Source organism: Cupriavidus sp. FW216-B1 (assembly GCF_058789195.1).
The window spans coordinates 701,730-718,813 of record NZ_JBYTEL010000001.1; the positions used below are offsets into that span (position 1 = coordinate 701,730).

A 17,084-nucleotide genomic window follows, 5' to 3' on the forward strand; every position below is an offset into this window, starting at 1 on the left:
ATTCCGGGAGGCCCGCACAAGCTGCCTGGCCCTGCAAGCCCACGTCATTAAGATGGATCCATCCCGCGCCTCGTTCGAAGCGTATTTGAAGTTTCTTGCCGAAACGCCCGATGACGGCAAGCCGGTGATCCTGGAAACCGATCACGCGCTGTCGCTGCATTTCGACGTGCATGCCACGCAAAGTCTCATGTCGCGGCGCGACCCCGACAAGCTGGTGCTCGGTTATACCCGGACCATGATGGGCTTCCTGCTGCTGCGCCCGGCGCCGGCCCGCATCTCGATGATCGGCCTCGGCGGCGGCTCGCTGGCCAAATACTGCTACCGCCATCTGCCCAACGCCAAGGTCGTGGCCATCGAGATCGATCCGGCCGTGATCGCCTTGCGCGACACCTTCCATATCCCGCCCGACGACGACCGCCTCGAAGTCATCTGCGCGGACGGCGCCGAGTACGTCAAGGGCCAGGACGCGCGGCCCGACGTGATCATGGTCGACGGCTTCCTCGCGCACGGCATGCCGGCCCAGCTGGGAACGGCGGATTTCTACGGCGCCTGCCACGCGCGGCTGGCCGACGACGGCGTGCTGGTCGCCAATTTCCTCGAGAGCGACCAGGACATTCCGTTCTACCTGGAAGAGGTCCGCTCCGTGTTCGGCGAGTCGTTCGCCGTTTCGCTGTCGGAAGACAGCTGCAACTACACGCTGTTCGCCTGGAAAGGCGCATGGACGCTGCCGTCCCTCGAAACGCTGCTCGCCCGCGCGCGCATCCTGGAGACCGCGCACGCACTGAACCTGCGCTCCGCCGCGCGGCGCCTGAAGCAGGGCAAGCGGCTGGCGTCGGACTGGCGGTTCTGGCGGAAACTGGGGGGATGACGGCGCGTGGCCGGGGGCAGCAACGCCGGCGGCGGTTGGGGGCGGCTGCAGGCCTGTCTGGCGGGCCGGCGCGGCGCGGATTGCGGCCCCCGGTGCCGCAGCCGTCTGACGGAAGTAAATCGAATATGCGTAGACGATAAAGTTCGTTGGGTGCGCACGGAGACCGCCTTAGCCTGACTGTCGATCCAGCTTTCCGCCAGACAGTCCCTCATGATCCTCTCCTGCAGCAAGTTCCTTGGCACCCGCTCGCGTGGTGCCGGCGCCGTCCATCGCGGCGTCTCACCGACCACGGCCGTCATGCGCCGGCCTTCCGATGCAGGCGTGGTCAGCCCGGACGAGGCGGTGCAGCCATGAAGCTGCGTCAGGCGAGCCGCACGCTGATCCGCACGGCGTGGCAGGCCGTGCCGACGGTCATTGGCGTGATCCTTCTCAATTTCATCCTGATGCAGCTGATTCCCGGCGACGCCGCCGACGTGGTGGCGGCCGAGTCGGGCTCCGCCACGGCGGAGAGCATGGCGCAGCTGCGCACGCATTTCGGCCTCGACCTGCCCGTGCTCCAGCAACTGGGTGCCTACCTGAACAACCTCGCGCATTTCAGCCTGGGCGTTTCGCCGCGCTACAACATGCCGGTGGTGGCGCTGATCGGCGCGCGGCTCGGCAATACGCTGCTGCTGATGGTGACGGCGCTGACGTTGGCGCTGGCCATCGGCATCGCCGCGGGCACGGTCATGTCCACGCGCGCGGGCCGCTGGCAGGACCGCACGCTTTCCGTGCTGGCACTGCTGCTGTATTCCACGCCGGGTTTCTGGCTGGGGCTGATGGCCATCGTACTGTTCTCGGTGCACCTGGGCTGGCTGCCCACCGGCGGCAGCGAAACCATCGGCGCGGGCTATGCCGGCTGGACGCACGTGGTGGACGTGGCACTGCATCTGGTGCTCCCCGCGCTGGCGATGGCCGGCTTCTATATCGCGATCTTCTCGCGGCTCACGCGCGCCGCGATGCTCGAGGTGGCCCGGCAGGACTTCGTGCGCACGGCCGAAGCCAAGGGGCTGCATCCGTGGACAGTGAACCTGCGCCACATCCTGCGCAATGCGCTGATCCCCGTCACCACCGTGGCCGGCATGCATTTCGGCACGCTGCTGGGAGGCGCGGTGGTGGTCGAGACCGTGTTCAGCTGGCCCGGACTGGGACGCCTGGCGTTCGACTCGGTGGCCGGACGGGACTACACGGTGCTGCTCGGCGTCTTGCTGATGTCGTCGATGCTGGTCATCGTCGCCAACATGCTGGTCGACCTGCTGCATGCCTGGCTCGATCCGCGCATCCAGGTGCGATGAGCGTCCCGCCGCGGTCTTCCCGTCCGTCTTCCTTTTTCTCCCTGTTTCCGAACAACCAGGCTTCAACGCGTTCGATGTCCACACCGCTCTCATCCGATTCCGCGCTTGCGTCCCCGCCGGTGCCTCGCTCCGAACCTGCCTTGACGGCAACCGCGGCCGCGAAGGTCGGCGCCGGCGCCAGGCCGGTCTCCAGCCGCCATGCCGCGCTGCGCGCCTTCCTGCGCAATCCGGCCGCCGTGGCGGGCGTGCTGCTGCTGGCGTTCATGCTCGTGCTGGCGCTCGCCGCGCCGCTGCTCTATCCGGGCGACCCGCTCGACATGGTCGCGCCGCCGCTGTTGTGGCCGGGTCATGACGCGGCCTTCCCGCTCGGCAGCGACTCGCTGGGCCGCGACGTCATCGCCGGCATCGCCCACGGCGCGCGCGTGTCGCTCGCCGTGGGCGTGGTCGCCGCGGTGCTGAGCCTGCTGATCGGGGTGCTGGTCGGGGCAAGCGCCGGCTACTTCGGCGGCCGCATCGACGACGCCCTGGTACGCATCACGGAGCTGTTCCAGACGATGCCGTCGTTCCTGTTCGTGATCGTGGTGGTGGCCATCGGCCAGCCTTCCGTGCCGGTGATCGTGCTCGCGATCGGTCTGGCCTCGTGGCCGGTGATCGCGCGGCTGGTGCGCGCCGAGTTCCGCGCGCTGCGCGAGACGGAGTTCGTGCTCGCCGCGCGCAGCCAGGGCTTCAGCCACGCGCGCATCATCTTCCAGGAGATGCTGCCCAACGCGTTACCGCCGGTGATCGTGACGACGTCGGTGCTGGTGGCCAGCGCCATCCTCATCGAGTCGGCGCTGTCCTTCCTCGGCATGGGCGATCCGAACGCGGTGTCCTGGGGCAGCATGATCGGCCAGGGCAGGGAGCTGCTGCGTACGGCGTGGTACCTCACGGCGCTGCCGGGCGCGGCCATCGTGCTGACGGTGCTGGCGCTCAACCTCGTGGGCGACGGGCTCAACGATGCATTCAACCCGCGCCTGAGGGGGCGCCACTGACATGGCGGCAAACCACATCAACCAAGACGCGCCGCTGCTCGACGTGCGCGGCCTCGATGTCTTCTTCCACGGATCGAATGGTCCGATCCAGGCTGTCCGCGGGCTGGACCTGACCTTGCGGCGCGGCGAGACGCTCGCGCTCGTTGGCGAATCCGGCTGCGGGAAGTCCACCACGGCGCTCGCGCTGCTGCGCCTGCTGGCGCCCGGCGCCGCGCTGCGCGGCAGCATCCGTTTCGATGGCCGCGACATCCTCGCCTTGTCTCCCGCCCAGCTGCGCGAAGTGCGTGGCCGCGAGATCGCCATGATCTTCCAGGAGCCGATGACCTCGCTGAACCCCGTGCACACGATCGGCGCGCAGATCGGGGAGACGCTGCGCAGGCACGAAAGGCTTTCGGCCCCGGCGGCCCGCAGGCGCGCCATCGAACTGCTCGACTTGGTGCGCATTCCCGAGGCGCACCGGCGTATCGACGACCACCCGCACAACCTGTCCGGCGGCCAGCGGCAGCGCGTGATGATCGCGATGGCGGTGGCCTGCAATCCGCGCCTGCTGGTCGCGGACGAACCCACGACCGCGCTGGACGTCACCATCCAGGCGCAGATCCTCGCGCTGCTCGACGGCCTGCGCCGCGATCTCGACATGGCGCTGCTGCTCATCACGCACGACCTGGGCCTGGTCGCGCAATGGGCCGATCGCGTGGCGGTCATGTACGGCGGCGAGAAGGTCGAGGAGGGGCCGGCCGCGAGTTTGTTCGAGGCGCCCGCGCACGCATACACCAAAGGCCTGCTCGGCGCGTCGCTGCACGCGGGCAGCGCGCTGCATTATGCCGAGGCGCGGCTGCCCGAGATACAGCCTCGCCTCGATCCCGTCACCGGCGCGCGCGAGTTCGCCTTGCATGTGCCCGCGGCGAAGCCGCTCAGGCGTGTGCCGGCGGGCGCGCCGCTGCTGTCGGTACAGGCGCTGCGCACCGATTATCCCAAGCGGGGGGGCGGCGTGCTGCACGCGGTGGACGGCGTGTCGTTCGACATCCACGCGGGAGAGACCGTGGGACTCGTGGGGGAGTCGGGCTGCGGGAAGTCCACGCTGTCGCGCACGCTGCTGCGTCTCGTCGATCCGGCGGCGGGCCGCGTCGTGTTCGACGGCACCGACATCGCGCCGCTCGCCGAAAAGGCGCTCAAGCCGTGGCGCCGCCGCGTGCAGATGGTGTTCCAGGACCCGTATGCCTCGCTGAACCCGAGGCGCAGCGTGTTCGACATCATCGATGCCGTGCTCAAGGTACATGGGGTGAGCGACCGTGCCGAGCGGCGCAACCGCATCGCGGCGATCCTGGAACGCGTGGGCTTGCCGGCCGATGCGGCGCGCCGTTTTCCCAATGAGTTCTCGGGCGGACAGCGCCAGCGCATCGGCATCGCGCGCGCGCTGGTGCTGCGGCCCTCCCTCGTGGTGCTCGACGAGCCCGTGTCGGCGCTGGACGTGTCGGTGCAGGCGCAGATCCTGAACCTGCTGGTGGAGCTCAAGGAAGACTTCGGGCTCTCGTACCTGTTCATCTCGCACGACCTTTCGGTGGTGCGCTATATCGCCGACCGCGTGATGGTGATGCATCAGGGAAAGATCGTCGAGACCGGCAGCCACCGCGAGATCTGGGACCGGCCGCAGCATCCGTACACGCGCAGCCTGATCGCGGCCGTGCCGGGCGCGCAGCAGCGCAAGGCGGCGTGATCGCCCTGCCACGGGCATCCGCCGCCGGAGATCCGCAAGCGCCTGCCGGCCTGACGGCCGGCAGGCCGGCGCCTACTTCTTCGGCGCGTCCACCCACACGTCCGCCAGGTTCGACTCCACGCCGTCCGCCGTCAGCGAATGGTCATGCACGCGCTGGTTGGCGATCGTGATGAACATCGGCTGGTAGAGGTTCAGGTCCGGCACGTCGCGCGCCACGGTGTCCTGGAACGTCTTGAACAGCTTCAGGCGCACGGCGGGGTTGTTTTCCACCGCCGCGTCCTCCAGGAGCTTGTCCACCACCGGGTTCTGGTAATGCGTGCCGTTGGAGAAGGGCACGCCCTTGATGAAGTTCTTCGACCAGTACAGCCGCTGCACGCCCACGGTCGGGTCGAACAGGTTGCTCGCGCCGTTGGTGGTGAACGCGAAATCGCGGTCCGTGTAGATGCGCTTGATGAACGCGCTCGGATCCTGCGAGCGTACCGTCACCGCGATACCCACGCGTGCCAGCGCCGCGCGGAGGTAGTCCGCCAGGCGCGCACCGTCGCCGGCGATGGGGTTGTAGTCGAGCGGCACGCTGAAGCGGACGCCGCCGGCTTTCTTCGGATAGCCTGCCTCGTCCAGCAGCGCATTGGCCTTCTTCAGATCGAGCGCGTAAGGCGAGGGCGCCGGATCGTGGAAGGCCTTGAGGCCCGGCGCGATCGGCGAGTAGCTTACCTGGCCATAGCCGTAGTTCACGACCTTGACGATGACGTTTCGGTCCACCGCATGGGCCACGGCCTGGCGCACCTTCTCATTGCGGAAGTACTCGTTGTCGAGGTTGAACTCCAGCCGCGTGACATTCGACGAGTAGCTGTTGCCCTTGGTCTCGAAGCGCAGCGACGGCACCTTCTTGAGACGGTCGAGGTCGGCCAGCGGCACCGGCGTGCGGTAGCCGAGGTCCACCGCGCCGGTCTCGAACGCCACGGCGGCGGCGGCGGGGTCGGCCACGAAGCGTACGATCAGCTGGTCGACGAAGGGCTTGGGCTTGTCCCAGTAGTCGGGGTTGCGTTCGTACACGATGTGGCTGCCGCGCACCCATTCCTTGAACCGGAACGGGCCGGTGCCGATGGGCGCGTTGTTGTTCGGATTGCTGGCGGGATCGGTCCCCTCGTAGAGATGGCGGGGCACGATGGGCGTCTCGGTCGCGACCAGCGCGCGGATGAGGTACGGCGCGGGCCTGGACAGCCGCAGGATGGCGGTGTACTTGTCGGGCGTGTCGATGCCGACGAGGTTGGCGAACGTGTTGCGCCCGCGCGGGTGGATCTTCTTCAGCAGTTCGATGGAGTAGGCGACGTCGGCCGACGTGAAATCCTTCCCGTCATGCCATTTCACGCCGTGACGCAGCGTGAACGTGTAGGTCAGGCCGTCGGGGCTGATCGCCCATCTGGTGGCCAGTTGCGGCTGCGGGTTGACGTCGTAGTCGTACTTCAGCAGGCCTTCGGTCACCTTGGCGCTCACGCTCAGGATGGGCGTGGCGACGTTGCCGATGGTGACGAGCGCGGTCGGCTCGCTGGTGGACAGCAGCGTGAGCGTGCCGTTGTGGTTGGGTGGCGCGGCGAAGGCGATGCCGCCGGCATTGGCCGCGAGGCCGATGGCGAGCAGCGTGGCGAGGAAGGTGCGACGCAGGGGCAACGAGGGCTTCAGGAGGTGCATGGAGTAGGACGCAGGATCAAGGTGGAAATGAGTCAGGAGGTGGCTTCGGCCGGCATGTCGTCGTCCGTCTTTGCCACCGGGGTTTCGGGCGAAACCAGCCCCTCGCGCAGGTCGCGCGCCGCCAGCGCGGGGTCGCGCCCGGCGGGGTCGCCAAGGCCGCCGCCGCCCGGCGTCTCGACGATCAGGCGGTCGCCGGCCGGCACGACCTGGCGGCCCTTGGCCCGCAGCGTGGCGCCGGAGGCCAGCCGCAGCCGGCCAGGTGCGCCGTCGCCGCCGCCGAGCGCGCCGCGCGCGGGGTTGGCCACGCGGTCGAACGCCGCCGCGATCAGCATGGCCGCGTCCTCGCGCGCATGGCGTACCTCGATCACCTGGCCAAGGCCGCCGCGCGTGGCGCCGGTGCCGCCCGAGCCGATGCGGAACTCCTTGCGGTCGAAGATGATCGGGGCCTGGGTTTCCAGGATTTCGACCGAGACGTTGCGCACGCCGCTCGGATAGGCCGTGACCGAGAGGCCGTCCTTGCCGGGCCGCGCGCCGGTGCCGCCGGTGGAGAAACTGATCACGTTGAAACGCTCGCCGCGGCGCATGGCCTCGGCATCGGCCTGGCTTGCCCCTGCCAGCACCTCGCCGCCAACGAGCTGCAGGTTCCACAGCGACGAAGCGCCCTCGGCCGGCACGCGATCCGCCCGCGCCTGGCGGAGCGCGCCGAACACGGCGTCGGGCAGCAGTTGCCCGAGCACGTGGCGCGCCGTCACGGCGGCGGGATGCAGCGCGTTCAGGATGCAGCCGGCGGGCGCCTCGACGCGGATCGGCGCCAGCGATCCGGCGTTGTTCGGCACGTCGGGCCCGACCAGGCAGCGGATGCCGAACGAGGTGTAGGCGTCGGTGTAGGCCTTGGGCACGTTGATGCCGCGCGCCACGCTGCCCGAGGTGCCCGCGTAGTCCACCGTGATGCCGTCGTCGGCGATGGTCACCGAGACCTGCAGCGTGATGGGCGCGTCGTAGCCATCCGCTACCAGGGTGTTGTGCCAGGTCCCGCGCGGCCAGCCGCGCAGCGCGTCGCGCATCGCCTGGGCCGAGCGCGCGATGACAAATTCGCCCAGTTCCTCGAGATCGGATAACTTGAACTCGCGCAACAGCGTGCGCAGCCGCCGGCCACCGACCTCGTTGCACGCGATCAGCGCGAAGAGGTCGCCCTCCACCTGCTCCGGGTCGCGCACGTTGGCGCGGATGATGGCCCGCACGGCCGGGTCCACCGTGCCGCGGCGCACGAAGCGCAGGATGGGGAGGAACAGGCCTTCATGGTAGATCTCCAGGCCGTCCGGGCTGGAGCCGATGCCGCCGATGTCCACCACGTGCAGCGTGGAGGCGAACAGCGCCACCGGGCGCGCCGTCCCCGGCTCGCCGTCATCGCGCTCGCCGTGGTGGAAGACGGGCGTGACCATCGTCATGTCGAACAGGTGGCCGGTGCCTTTCCACGGATCGTTGGTGAGGAACACGTCGCCGTCTTCCATCGTGTCCGGCGGAAAGCGCCGCAGGAAGTGCTTGACCGATTCGGCCATCGAGTTGACGTGGCCCGGCGTGCCGGTCACGGCCTGCGCGATCATCCGGCCATCGGGCAGGAACACGCCGGCCGACAGGTCGCCGGCCTCGCGCGTGGGGGTGCCGAAGGCCGTGTGGATCAGCACCTGCGCCTGTTCCTCGACCACGGAGAGCAGACGGTTCCAGGCGAGTTGGTGGCGGATGAGCCGGCCGGGTCGGGCGGCCTGACCGGACGGACTGGTCGGGACGTCAGCCAGTGTCCTGGCAGCGGGTGTCTTGCTCATGCGGCGGTTCCTGCGGGATCTTTGGTAGGGGTGGCGACGTGCTTCGTGACCAGGCCCGCCTCGATGTCTCGCGCGAGCAGGGCGGGGTCACGCTCGGCGGGGTCGCCAAGGCCGGCGCCGCCTGGCGTCTCGACCACCAGCACCTCGCCGGCCGGAATGACCTGTCGGCCCTTGCCGCGCAGCACGGTACCGGCGTGTCGGAGCCGAGCCGTACCGGGCGCGCCGTCGCCGCCGCCGAGCGCGCCGCGCGCGGGAAAGCGCACGCGGTCCCAGGTGGCGGACAGCACCATCGGATCGCCGTCGGCGTTCTCGATTTCGATGACCTGCCCGAGGCCGCCGCGCGACGCGCCGACGCCGCCCGAGTCCGGGCGGTACTCCTTGCGCCGGAACAGCAGCGGCGCCTGCGTCTCGAGGATTTCGAGCGACACGTTGCGCACGCCGCTCGGATAGGCCGTGGCCGAGAGGCCGTCCTTGCCCGGGCGCGCGCCGGTGCCTCCGGTGGAGAAGCTCACGATGTTGAAGCGCCGCGCGCGGCGCAGAGCGTCGTTCGGCCCGCCCTCGATCGGCTGGCCGCCGAACAGGCGAACGTTCCAGAGCGACGAGGCGCCTTCGGCGGGCACGCGGTCGGGCCGCGCCTGGCGCAGCGCGCCGAATACCAGGTCGGGCAACATCTGGCCGATCGCCGCGCGCGCGGCAACGGCGGCGGGCGGCAGCGCGTTCACGATGGAGCCCTCCGGCGCCACGACCCGGATGGGCGCGAGCGAGCCCGAGTTGTTGGGCACGTCGGCGCCGATCAGGCAGCGGATGCCGAACGAGGTGTAGGCGTCGGTGTAGGCCTTGGGCACGTTGATGCCGCGGGCGATGCTGGCCGAGGTGCCCGCGAAGTCGACCACGATGCCGTCGTCCGACACCGTGATGGCCGCATGGAGATCCAGCGGCGAGTCATAGCCGTCCACCGTCATGTGGTTGTGCCAGGTACCCTTGGGCCATGCGCGCAGCGCCTCGCGCATGGCCAGCCGCGAACGTTCGATGATGTAGTCTCCCTGCGCCTGCAGGTCGCCGAGCCCGAACTCGCGCAGCATGCGCCGCAGTCGCGTGGCGCCCACGGCGTTGCAGGCCACCAGCGCGTGGAAGTCGCCCTCCACCTGGCCGGGCTCGCGCACATTGGCGCGCACGATGTCCAGCACCGCTTCCTCGATCACGCCCTCGCTGACGAAGCGCAGCGGCGGCAGGAACAGTCCCTCCTGGTAGATATCCAGCGCATCGGGGCCGGCATTGACGCCACCGATGTCGACCACGTGCACGGTGGAGGCGAACAGCGCGACGAGGCGCTTCGCGCCGTTTTCTCCATCGCCGTCGCCATCCCCGTGGAAGACCGGCGTGAGCATGACCACGTCGAACAGGTGCCCGGTTCCTTTCCACGGATCGTTGGTGACGTAGACATCGCCGTCGCGCATGGTTTCCACCGGAAACGCGCGCAGGAAATGCAGCACGGAATCGGCCATCGAATTGACGTGGCCTGGCGTGCCGGTCACGGCCTGCGCGATCATCCGGCCATCGGGCAGGAACACGCCGGCCGACAGGTCGCCGGCCTCGCGCGTGGGAGTGCCGAAGGCGGTGCGGATCAGGGTCTGGGCCTGTTCTTCCACCACCGCGAGCAGGCGGCTCCAGACCAGTTGCCGGCGCAGCGCCTGACGGCCAGCAGCGTTTGTCATACGGCCTCCGCTTCGGCTGCGGGCGCGCGCTGCCGGCGCGCGGCGGTGGTGTCGTCGAGCACCAGCGCGCCCAGCTTGCTCACGCGCGCCTCGAAGCCCGAAATGACGTGCGTGGTCGTCTCGTCTTCCACCACCAGTGCCGGGCCTTCGATCCACTTGCCCGCGCCGAGCGCGGCACGCTCGAAGACTGGCACCTCGCTCCACTGCCCGGTCTCCGCGTCGTACAGCCGCCGGGTGCCGGAGGGCTGGGCGCGGTGCGCGTCGGCCACGATTTCGTCCGGCTCGGGCGCCGCGCGCCCGCCGGCTTCCACGGCGACCGACCAGCTCACCGCCTCCGCCGCGATGTGCGGCAGGCTGCGGCCGTAGAGCGCGGCATAGCGCGCCTCGAAGCGCTCGTGCAGGGCCTTGCCGCTGGCCACGTCGAACGGGCCGTCCGGCAGTTCCACGGGAATCTCGTGGCCCTGGCCCGCGTACCGCATGAAGGCCTGGCGATGGCGTACCAGCGAAGCGCCCGGTGCGGCGCGCAGCACCACGTCGTCAGCGGTGGCGGTGAGTTCGGCAAGCAGCTTGTCCACCGCCGCGTGGTCGATGCGATCGAGCCGCTGCGCGAGGCTGCGTACCGTCTGGTAAGCCACCGGTGCCCACAGGAAGCCCAGCGCCGAACCCACGCCGGCGGAATTGGGAATCACCAGCCGCGCCACGCCCAGCTTGCGCGCCAGCAGCGCGGCATGCAGCGGCGCGGCACCACCGAAGGCAATGACGGTGCTGTCTTCCGCCACCTTGCCGAGCTCGGAGGCATGCACGCGCGCCGCGTTGGCCATGTTTTCCGTGACGATCTCGATCACGGCCTGCGCGGCCGGCTCGATGTCGAGGCCCGTTTGCGCGGCCAGGCCCCGCAGCAGCGCCTCGCGTGCGCGTTGCGGGTCCAGCCGCACCTTGCCGACCGCGAAGCGCGCCGGGTCGATGGTGCCGAGCGCGGCGTGCGCATCGGTCACGGTAGGCAGTTCGCCGCCCAGCCCATAAGCCGCCGGGCCGGGCGAGGAACCCGCGCTGTCGGGGCCGACCTGGACCACGCCAAGGTGGTTGACGCGCGCGATGGAGCCACCGCCGGCGCCGATCTCCACCATCTCGATGACCGGGATGCGGATCGGCAGGCCGGAGCCCTTGAGGTGCCGGTGCACGCGACCGAACTCGAAGCTGCGGCTCACCTGCGGCTGATAGTCGTCGATGAAGCAGATCTTGGCCGTGGTGCCGCCCATGTCGAACGACAGCGCGCGCGCGGCGCCGATCTGCTCGGCGACCTGGCGTGCGAGCACCGCGCCGCCGGCGGGGCCGGATTCGACCAGGCGCACCGGTTCGTCGATGCCGGCCTGCAGCGTGGTGATGGCGCCGCCCGAGGTCATCAGGAACGGCTCGGCGCGCAGGCCGCGCGCGGCCGCCCCTTCCTGCAGGCGGCGCAGGTAGCCTGCCACCTGCGGCTGCACGTAGGCGTTGGCGCTGACGGTGGACAGTCGCTCGTACTCGCGGATCTCGGGGCATACGTCCGAGGCCAGCGACACCCACAGGCCGGGTGCGTGCTCGCGCAGCAGGTCGCGCACGCGGCGCTCGTGCGCGGGATTGGCGTAGCCGTGCAGGAAGCAGACGGCCACGCTCTCGATGCCGTCGGCCAGCAGCTGCCGCGCCAGCTCGACCACCTGCGCCTCGTCGAGCGGCGTGATCACGCGGCCGGCCGCATCGGTGCGTTCGACCACGCCATGACGCCAGTGGCGCGGAACCAGCGGCGCGGGCTTGTCGAGGAACACGTCGTACTGCGCGAAACGGTCTTCGAGGCCGATTTCCACCAGGTCGCGGAATCCGTGCGTGGTGAGCAGCGCGGTAGGCGCGCCTTTGCGCTCGATCAGCGCGTTGGTGGCCAGCGTGGTGCCGAGGATCAGCAGGTCGACGTCGGCCCAGCCGGCGCCGGCCAGTCGCAGCATTTCTTCGACGCCGCCAAGGACGGCTTGCTCCGGCGCCGTCGGCGTGGTGAGTACCTTCAGCGTGTGCTTCTCGGTGCCGCGCAGCAACACCACGTCGGTAAAGGTGCCGCCGACGTCGACGGCGACACGCAGGCGCGGGTCATGCGCGGCGGAGGGGGAGGGGAGTTGCGAAGACATGAGGGAGAAGCTCTTTGAAAGGGTCGGCGCTCGAATCCGCTTGGCGCCGGCCGGCGACGCAGATGCAACCGCGCTGGCGGCGCACGCTCTCGCCACGGCATGCGCCGTGGGGCAGGGCCATAAGCCACGCGGAGGAAACCGGTCATCTTGCGCGCGTGCGGCGGCCTGGGCAACGAACGCGTTCGACTATCGTTATGCACTGCACTGCACTGCACTGCACTGCACTGCACGGCCCGCGGCACCCGGTGGCCGGAGCGGCGGCGCGCGCCTGCCATCGGGCGGCGCGAGGCGGCCGTCCTATCCCGCCGGCTGCTCGTCGTAGCCAGGCGGCGCGACGAAGCCGCCGTAGGCCTGTTCCAGCAGGTGCGCGAAGTGCAGGGTGGTGCGATCTTCGAGGTAAGGGCCAACGGCTTGCGCGCTGATGGGCAAGCCTTGCGCATCGAGTCCGAGCGGAAAGCTGGTGGCCGGCAGTCCCGGCAACACCGGCAGGCCCGCCCAGTAGAACAGGTCGAGGAAGCGGACCTGGCGGGTGCCGTCGGCGAACTCGACCGGGAACGTGCGCGCGTCCTTCGGCTCGCGCTGGTCGTGCGCGAAGGCCGGCAGCGGCGCCACCGGCGTCACCACCACGTCGAAGCGTCCGAACAGGCGCTCCCATTGGTGGCGCAGTGCGAAGCGCGCTTCGTTGTCGCGCAGCCAGTCGGCATGACGCAAGGCCGGCGCGCGCAGCCAGGCGGCATCGGCGCTGTCGTCATCAGGCGAGAGTGCCGCAAGGCGTTGGCGCGCGGCCTCGCTCTGCGCGGGCGGCGACGCCAGCGAGGAGCCCAGCAGGCTGCGGTACACGCGGTGCTGCAGCACCAGGTCGGGCAGGAGACCGGCCGGCACGTCGGCGATGTGGTTCACTTGCGTGCCTTGAGTGCACAGGCGTTCCACGAGGCGCTCCACCACCTGCTGTTCGTGCAGGCTGCGTTCGGTGCCCGGCCACTGGTCGATGACCAGCACCCGGAAGTCCCGCAGCCGTGCGTGGCGCGCAGGCGGCAGCGCGACCTTCCAGGCCTTGGCGGCGATCGGCTCGCGGTTGAGCAGCAGGTCGAGCGCCAGCTCCAGGTCGGCGGCGGTGCGTGCCAACGGACCCGCCACCACCAGGTCGCGGTCCGCCAGGCGGCCCGAGGGCACGCCGGTGCCGCCCAGCGCGACCAGGCCCGCGGTCGGCTTGTGGCCGTAGACGCCGTTGAAGTGCGCGGGAATGCGGATCGAGCCGCCGATGTCGGTCCCCAATTCCAGGGAGACATAGCCAGCCGCCAGCGCGGCTGCCGAACCGCCCGACGAGCCGCCCGGGGTACGTGCAAGATCCCATGGATTGTTGCTCGTACCGTGGATGGCGTTATAGCTCTGCAGGTCGGCCAGCGCGAGAGGAACATTGCTCTTGCCGACGATCACGGCACCGGCCTCACGCAGTGCCGCGACGGCCAGCGCGTCGGTTGCGGCGACGTTGCCGGCATAGGCGGGGTTGCCGTTGCTGGTGACAAGTCCGGCCACGTCGAACGATGCCTTTACCGTGATCGGCACGCCTAGCAATGGCTGGCGTTCGCCGCGAGCCAGGGCAGCGTCGGCCGCGCGCGCGTCGGCGCGGGCTGCTTCGTCGTTTCGCACGACGACGGCGTTGATCGCTCCGTCGAGGCGGTCGATGCGCGCCAGTACGTGTTCGAGCAACTCGACAGCCGTTACGTGGCCGTCAGCAAGCGCCTGGGCCTGTGCGCTCGCGCTCGCAAAGGTCAGCGCCTGCAAGCGAGACTGCTGGATGTCCTGCGTCGTCATGCTGGATCCCCGGGTGTCGGCATTCATTTGCGCGGCTCGATCCAGGCGTCCGAGAGATCGCCCGCCATCAGGTCGATGCTGTTATTGAGGTTGTGTACGCGCACGCTGTACACCTGGACAAATGGAACGGTGACAAGCGGCAGCACCGGCAGGTCGCGCCCGACGATCTGCTGGATCTGCTTGAAATGACTTGCGCGCCTGCCAGGGTCGACCTCCACGGCCGCCTGGCGAAATAGCTCGTCGACCTGCGCATTGACATAGTGCGAGCCGTTGATCCAGACCAGCGGGTTGCGCACACCGTCGCCCCAGTAGATCCGCTGCACGCCCACTGTCGGGTCGAACAGGCGTCCGAGGCCGTTGATATTGATGTCGAAGTCGCGCGTGGTGTAAACGCGTTTCAGAAAGGTGGGAAGGTCGCCATCCACGACTTCCACCTTGATGCCGACGCGGCCGAGCGCCGAGCGCAGATAGTCCGTGGTCCGCTTGAATTCCGCCCCGGGGATGTAGCTCAGTCGGAGGGCAAAGCGCTGGCCGGTGGCCGGCTTCGGATAGCCCGCCTCGTCAAGCAACCGGTTCGCCGCCGCGACATCGAACGGGTACTGGAAGGTACTGTCGTCATAGTAGTCAGACAAGACGCGCGGAACAGGGGAGTTCACCAGCTCTGTGCGCTTGTAGTAGATGGCGTTCCGGATGAAGTTGCGATCGATGGCCTGTGCAATGGCGTGGCGCACCTTGACGTTCGCCAGGATTGGATTCTCTACATTGAATTCCAGGAACGACGCGTTGTTGAGGAAGCCATCGTACGTGTCGTCCGTCCTCAGCTTCGGGTTCGCGGCCAACCGCTCCAGGTCAGCCAGTCCGACCCCCTGTGCCGCATCGACCTCGCCGGTTTCCACCGCGGTCGAAATAGCGGCCGGATCTCGCATGAACTTCAGGATCACCCGGTCGAGGTGCGGATAGCCATTGCGCCAGTAGTTCGGATTCTTGCGAAGCACCACGTGGCTGCCGCGGACCCACTGCTCGAATAGGAAAGGCCCGGTGCCAACAGGCGCATTGCTGTTCGGGCTGCTCAGCGGCGCACCGTCACCATAGCGATGCGCAGGCACGACGGGCAGCTCGGCAGACGACAGCGCCTTGAGGAGAAAGGGCGCCGGTCTGGACAGGACAATGACCGCGGTAAGCGGGTCAGGCGTGTCGACGCGCTCCACATTGGCCAGCGTGATGCGTCCGCGCGGCCCCTGCTTTTTTTGCGCAAGCACCGAGTACCGGACGTCCTCAGCGGTAAAGTTGGTGCCGTCGTGAAATTTGATGCCCGGCCGAAGCTTGAAGGTGTACTTCAGGCCATCGGCACTGACTTGCCAGGCCGTAGCCAGTAGCGGCTGGGGGTTGAACTTCGCATCATAGCGAAGCAAGCCTTCCGTGATCTTGCCGCTGACGTTGCGATTGTCGGTCTTTGTGTCAAGAAAGGAGACGAGTGCCGTAGGCTCTTGCGAGAGGGCGTATGTCAGTGTGCCACCCTCCACGGGCGACTGTGCATTGCTCTGCGCAGTGACAGCGAGTGGCAAGGCTGCCAGCACGAGATGAAGATACCGGCGGTCGAACTTGAGAGTCCTAAGCAAGGATGGGAGCATGACATGCAGCGTGGATCGCAGCGTCGTTGAATAGGCATTCGATTGTCTTGGAATTTCGCGAACGCACTTAGCATTTGTTCGCGCATTGAAATGCGACGCGGCCGCATGTCGACATGCAGCCGCGATCAAATGGCGCTGGACCGGGTAGGCGCAGCGAGAGCGGTGCGAATGGGGTGTGATCTCGCGCTGTGTGGCCTGGCTACAGCACGCGGTGCGTCATGCGCAAGAGGATTTTTCGTCTGTCGAGCCGCGCCGAGTCAGACGACGAGAAAAGTGATGGGGTAAAATCTGATAAGAATTATCTACTTACGTAGACTTTGTCGCTGCATTCAACACATATTTTCGTCTTTTTTGGGGATGAAATATTCTATCGGTTCTACGCCGAAGATGTAATTGTGTGTCTTTTTCGGGAGCGACCGCAGCCGTTGTCATGCTGCCTATGTCTCCGCTGGCGTGTGAGCGCCGCCTACCCGCCCCTACCTCCCTTGAGCTTGCAGGCAAACGGCGAAAGCCTTGGTTCTGCGCTCTTGTCTCAGAGCTCCTAGTAATCGCCTGCAGTTCATGGAGTTCATTCCGCTCCACTCCACACATTGTCCCCGCAACCGAAAGTATTTTTTTGGGGAAAGTCCTTGGGTTTAAATGCGAATTTTGCGATTTTCTGATAATAAAAAATATTAAAATTATGCGCACTATGCAACCAGTTTCATAGGGTTACTGATACCGTTATCTACTCACAAAATTTTCTACCATATATTCTCCAAGACTCGCCGTTGTGACTCATCATGTATCACGCCGCAGACCAGCACAGATTGAGCCCGGCTGAATTTGTTAGAAATCCAAATCGCGGCCACGCGTCGGTCTATTTTTTTGATTCCCCAAAAAATGATCGTCGCTTTGGCATTTTCGGCGTGGTTGCATTTTCGCATTTATTGCTAGCCGAAGGAAATCCTGAAATACTGTCGTATCTTCCATCCAGGCCACCAAAAGAAAAATCTGAAAAAAAATACAAACAAACAGTTGATGTTTTATATCAGTCTGGCAAGACGGAGTGTTGGCACTTCAATCACTCTAGGAACGGGGAACCCACGCGACACAAGAATAGGATAACCAAGACCGAAGGCGAAATCCGAATGGCGCAATGGCTGCCCCATAATTGGATGTTGCTATGTTCCTATCGAACACGCGTTAGAGGAGCTATAGACCCGAATCCCAGGGCCCTCCCAGGATTAATTAGCGCCAGAAGTAGCTTCACGCTCCAGGAGGTTCTCGCACTAGAAGATTGTGATCCCGCACACTTACTTGCTA

At 67.5% G+C, this 17,084-nt stretch carries 10 protein-coding genes; 4 read left to right on the top strand and 6 right to left on the bottom strand.

Annotation, left to right across the window (positions count from 1 at the left end; translation table 11 throughout):
• Positions 1-52: 52 nt before the first annotated feature.
• The 4 genes from AC3WXD_RS03000 to AC3WXD_RS03015 all read left to right on the top strand — a co-directional run bounded on the left by AC3WXD_RS03000 (position 53) and on the right by AC3WXD_RS03015 (position 4,950).
• Positions 53-868, top strand: coding sequence for a fused MFS/spermidine synthase (locus AC3WXD_RS03000; protein WP_020202514.1), 816 nt, complete (start codon positions 53-55; stop codon positions 866-868).
• Positions 869-1,218: 350 nt separating this feature from the next.
• Positions 1,219-2,202: an ABC transporter permease gene (locus tag AC3WXD_RS03005; RefSeq protein ID WP_492323009.1), complete on the top strand. Its 984-nt coding sequence runs from the start codon at positions 1,219-1,221 to the stop codon at positions 2,200-2,202.
• A 140-nt stretch (positions 2,203-2,342) separates the two neighbouring features.
• Positions 2,343-3,233 (top strand): ABC transporter permease, encoded by an 891-nt coding sequence (locus tag AC3WXD_RS03010; protein ID WP_020202516.1) that lies wholly within the window; start codon positions 2,343-2,345, stop codon positions 3,231-3,233.
• A gap of 1 nt (position 3,234) precedes the next feature.
• Positions 3,235-4,950, top strand: a complete 1,716-nt coding sequence (locus AC3WXD_RS03015; protein WP_492323010.1) for an ABC transporter ATP-binding protein — start codon at positions 3,235-3,237, stop codon at positions 4,948-4,950.
• A gap of 72 nt (positions 4,951-5,022) precedes the next feature.
• Here the strand turns inward: AC3WXD_RS03015 and AC3WXD_RS03020 are convergent, their stop codons facing one another.
• From AC3WXD_RS03020 to AC3WXD_RS03045, 6 genes are all read right to left on the bottom strand, one after another.
• A complete protein-coding gene (locus AC3WXD_RS03020; RefSeq protein WP_492323011.1) occupies positions 5,023-6,642 on the bottom strand; it encodes an ABC transporter substrate-binding protein in 1,620 nt (539 codons plus the stop codon).
• A gap of 32 nt (positions 6,643-6,674) precedes the next feature.
• Positions 6,675-8,465, bottom strand: a complete 1,791-nt coding sequence (locus AC3WXD_RS03025; RefSeq protein WP_492323012.1) for a hydantoinase B/oxoprolinase family protein — start codon at positions 8,463-8,465, stop codon at positions 6,675-6,677.
• Positions 8,462-10,180, bottom strand: a complete 1,719-nt coding sequence (locus tag AC3WXD_RS03030) for a hydantoinase B/oxoprolinase family protein (protein WP_492323013.1) — start codon at positions 10,178-10,180, stop codon at positions 8,462-8,464. The genes AC3WXD_RS03025 and AC3WXD_RS03030 overlap by 4 nt, the downstream gene beginning before the upstream one ends.
• The gene (locus AC3WXD_RS03035; protein WP_492323014.1) at positions 10,177-12,333 is read right to left on the bottom strand and encodes a hydantoinase/oxoprolinase family protein; all 2,157 of its coding nucleotides are present in this window, start codon (positions 12,331-12,333) and stop codon (positions 10,177-10,179) included. The genes AC3WXD_RS03030 and AC3WXD_RS03035 overlap by 4 nt, the downstream gene beginning before the upstream one ends.
• Positions 12,334-12,630: 297 nt before the next feature.
• Positions 12,631-14,175 (bottom strand): amidase, encoded by a 1,545-nt coding sequence (locus tag AC3WXD_RS03040; protein ID WP_492323015.1) that lies wholly within the window; start codon positions 14,173-14,175, stop codon positions 12,631-12,633.
• Positions 14,172-15,779: an ABC transporter substrate-binding protein gene (locus AC3WXD_RS03045; RefSeq protein ID WP_492323016.1), complete on the bottom strand. Its 1,608-nt coding sequence runs from the start codon at positions 15,777-15,779 to the stop codon at positions 14,172-14,174. Before AC3WXD_RS03045 ends, AC3WXD_RS03040 begins: the two co-directional genes overlap by 4 nt.
• Positions 15,780-17,084 lie beyond the last annotated feature (1,305 nt).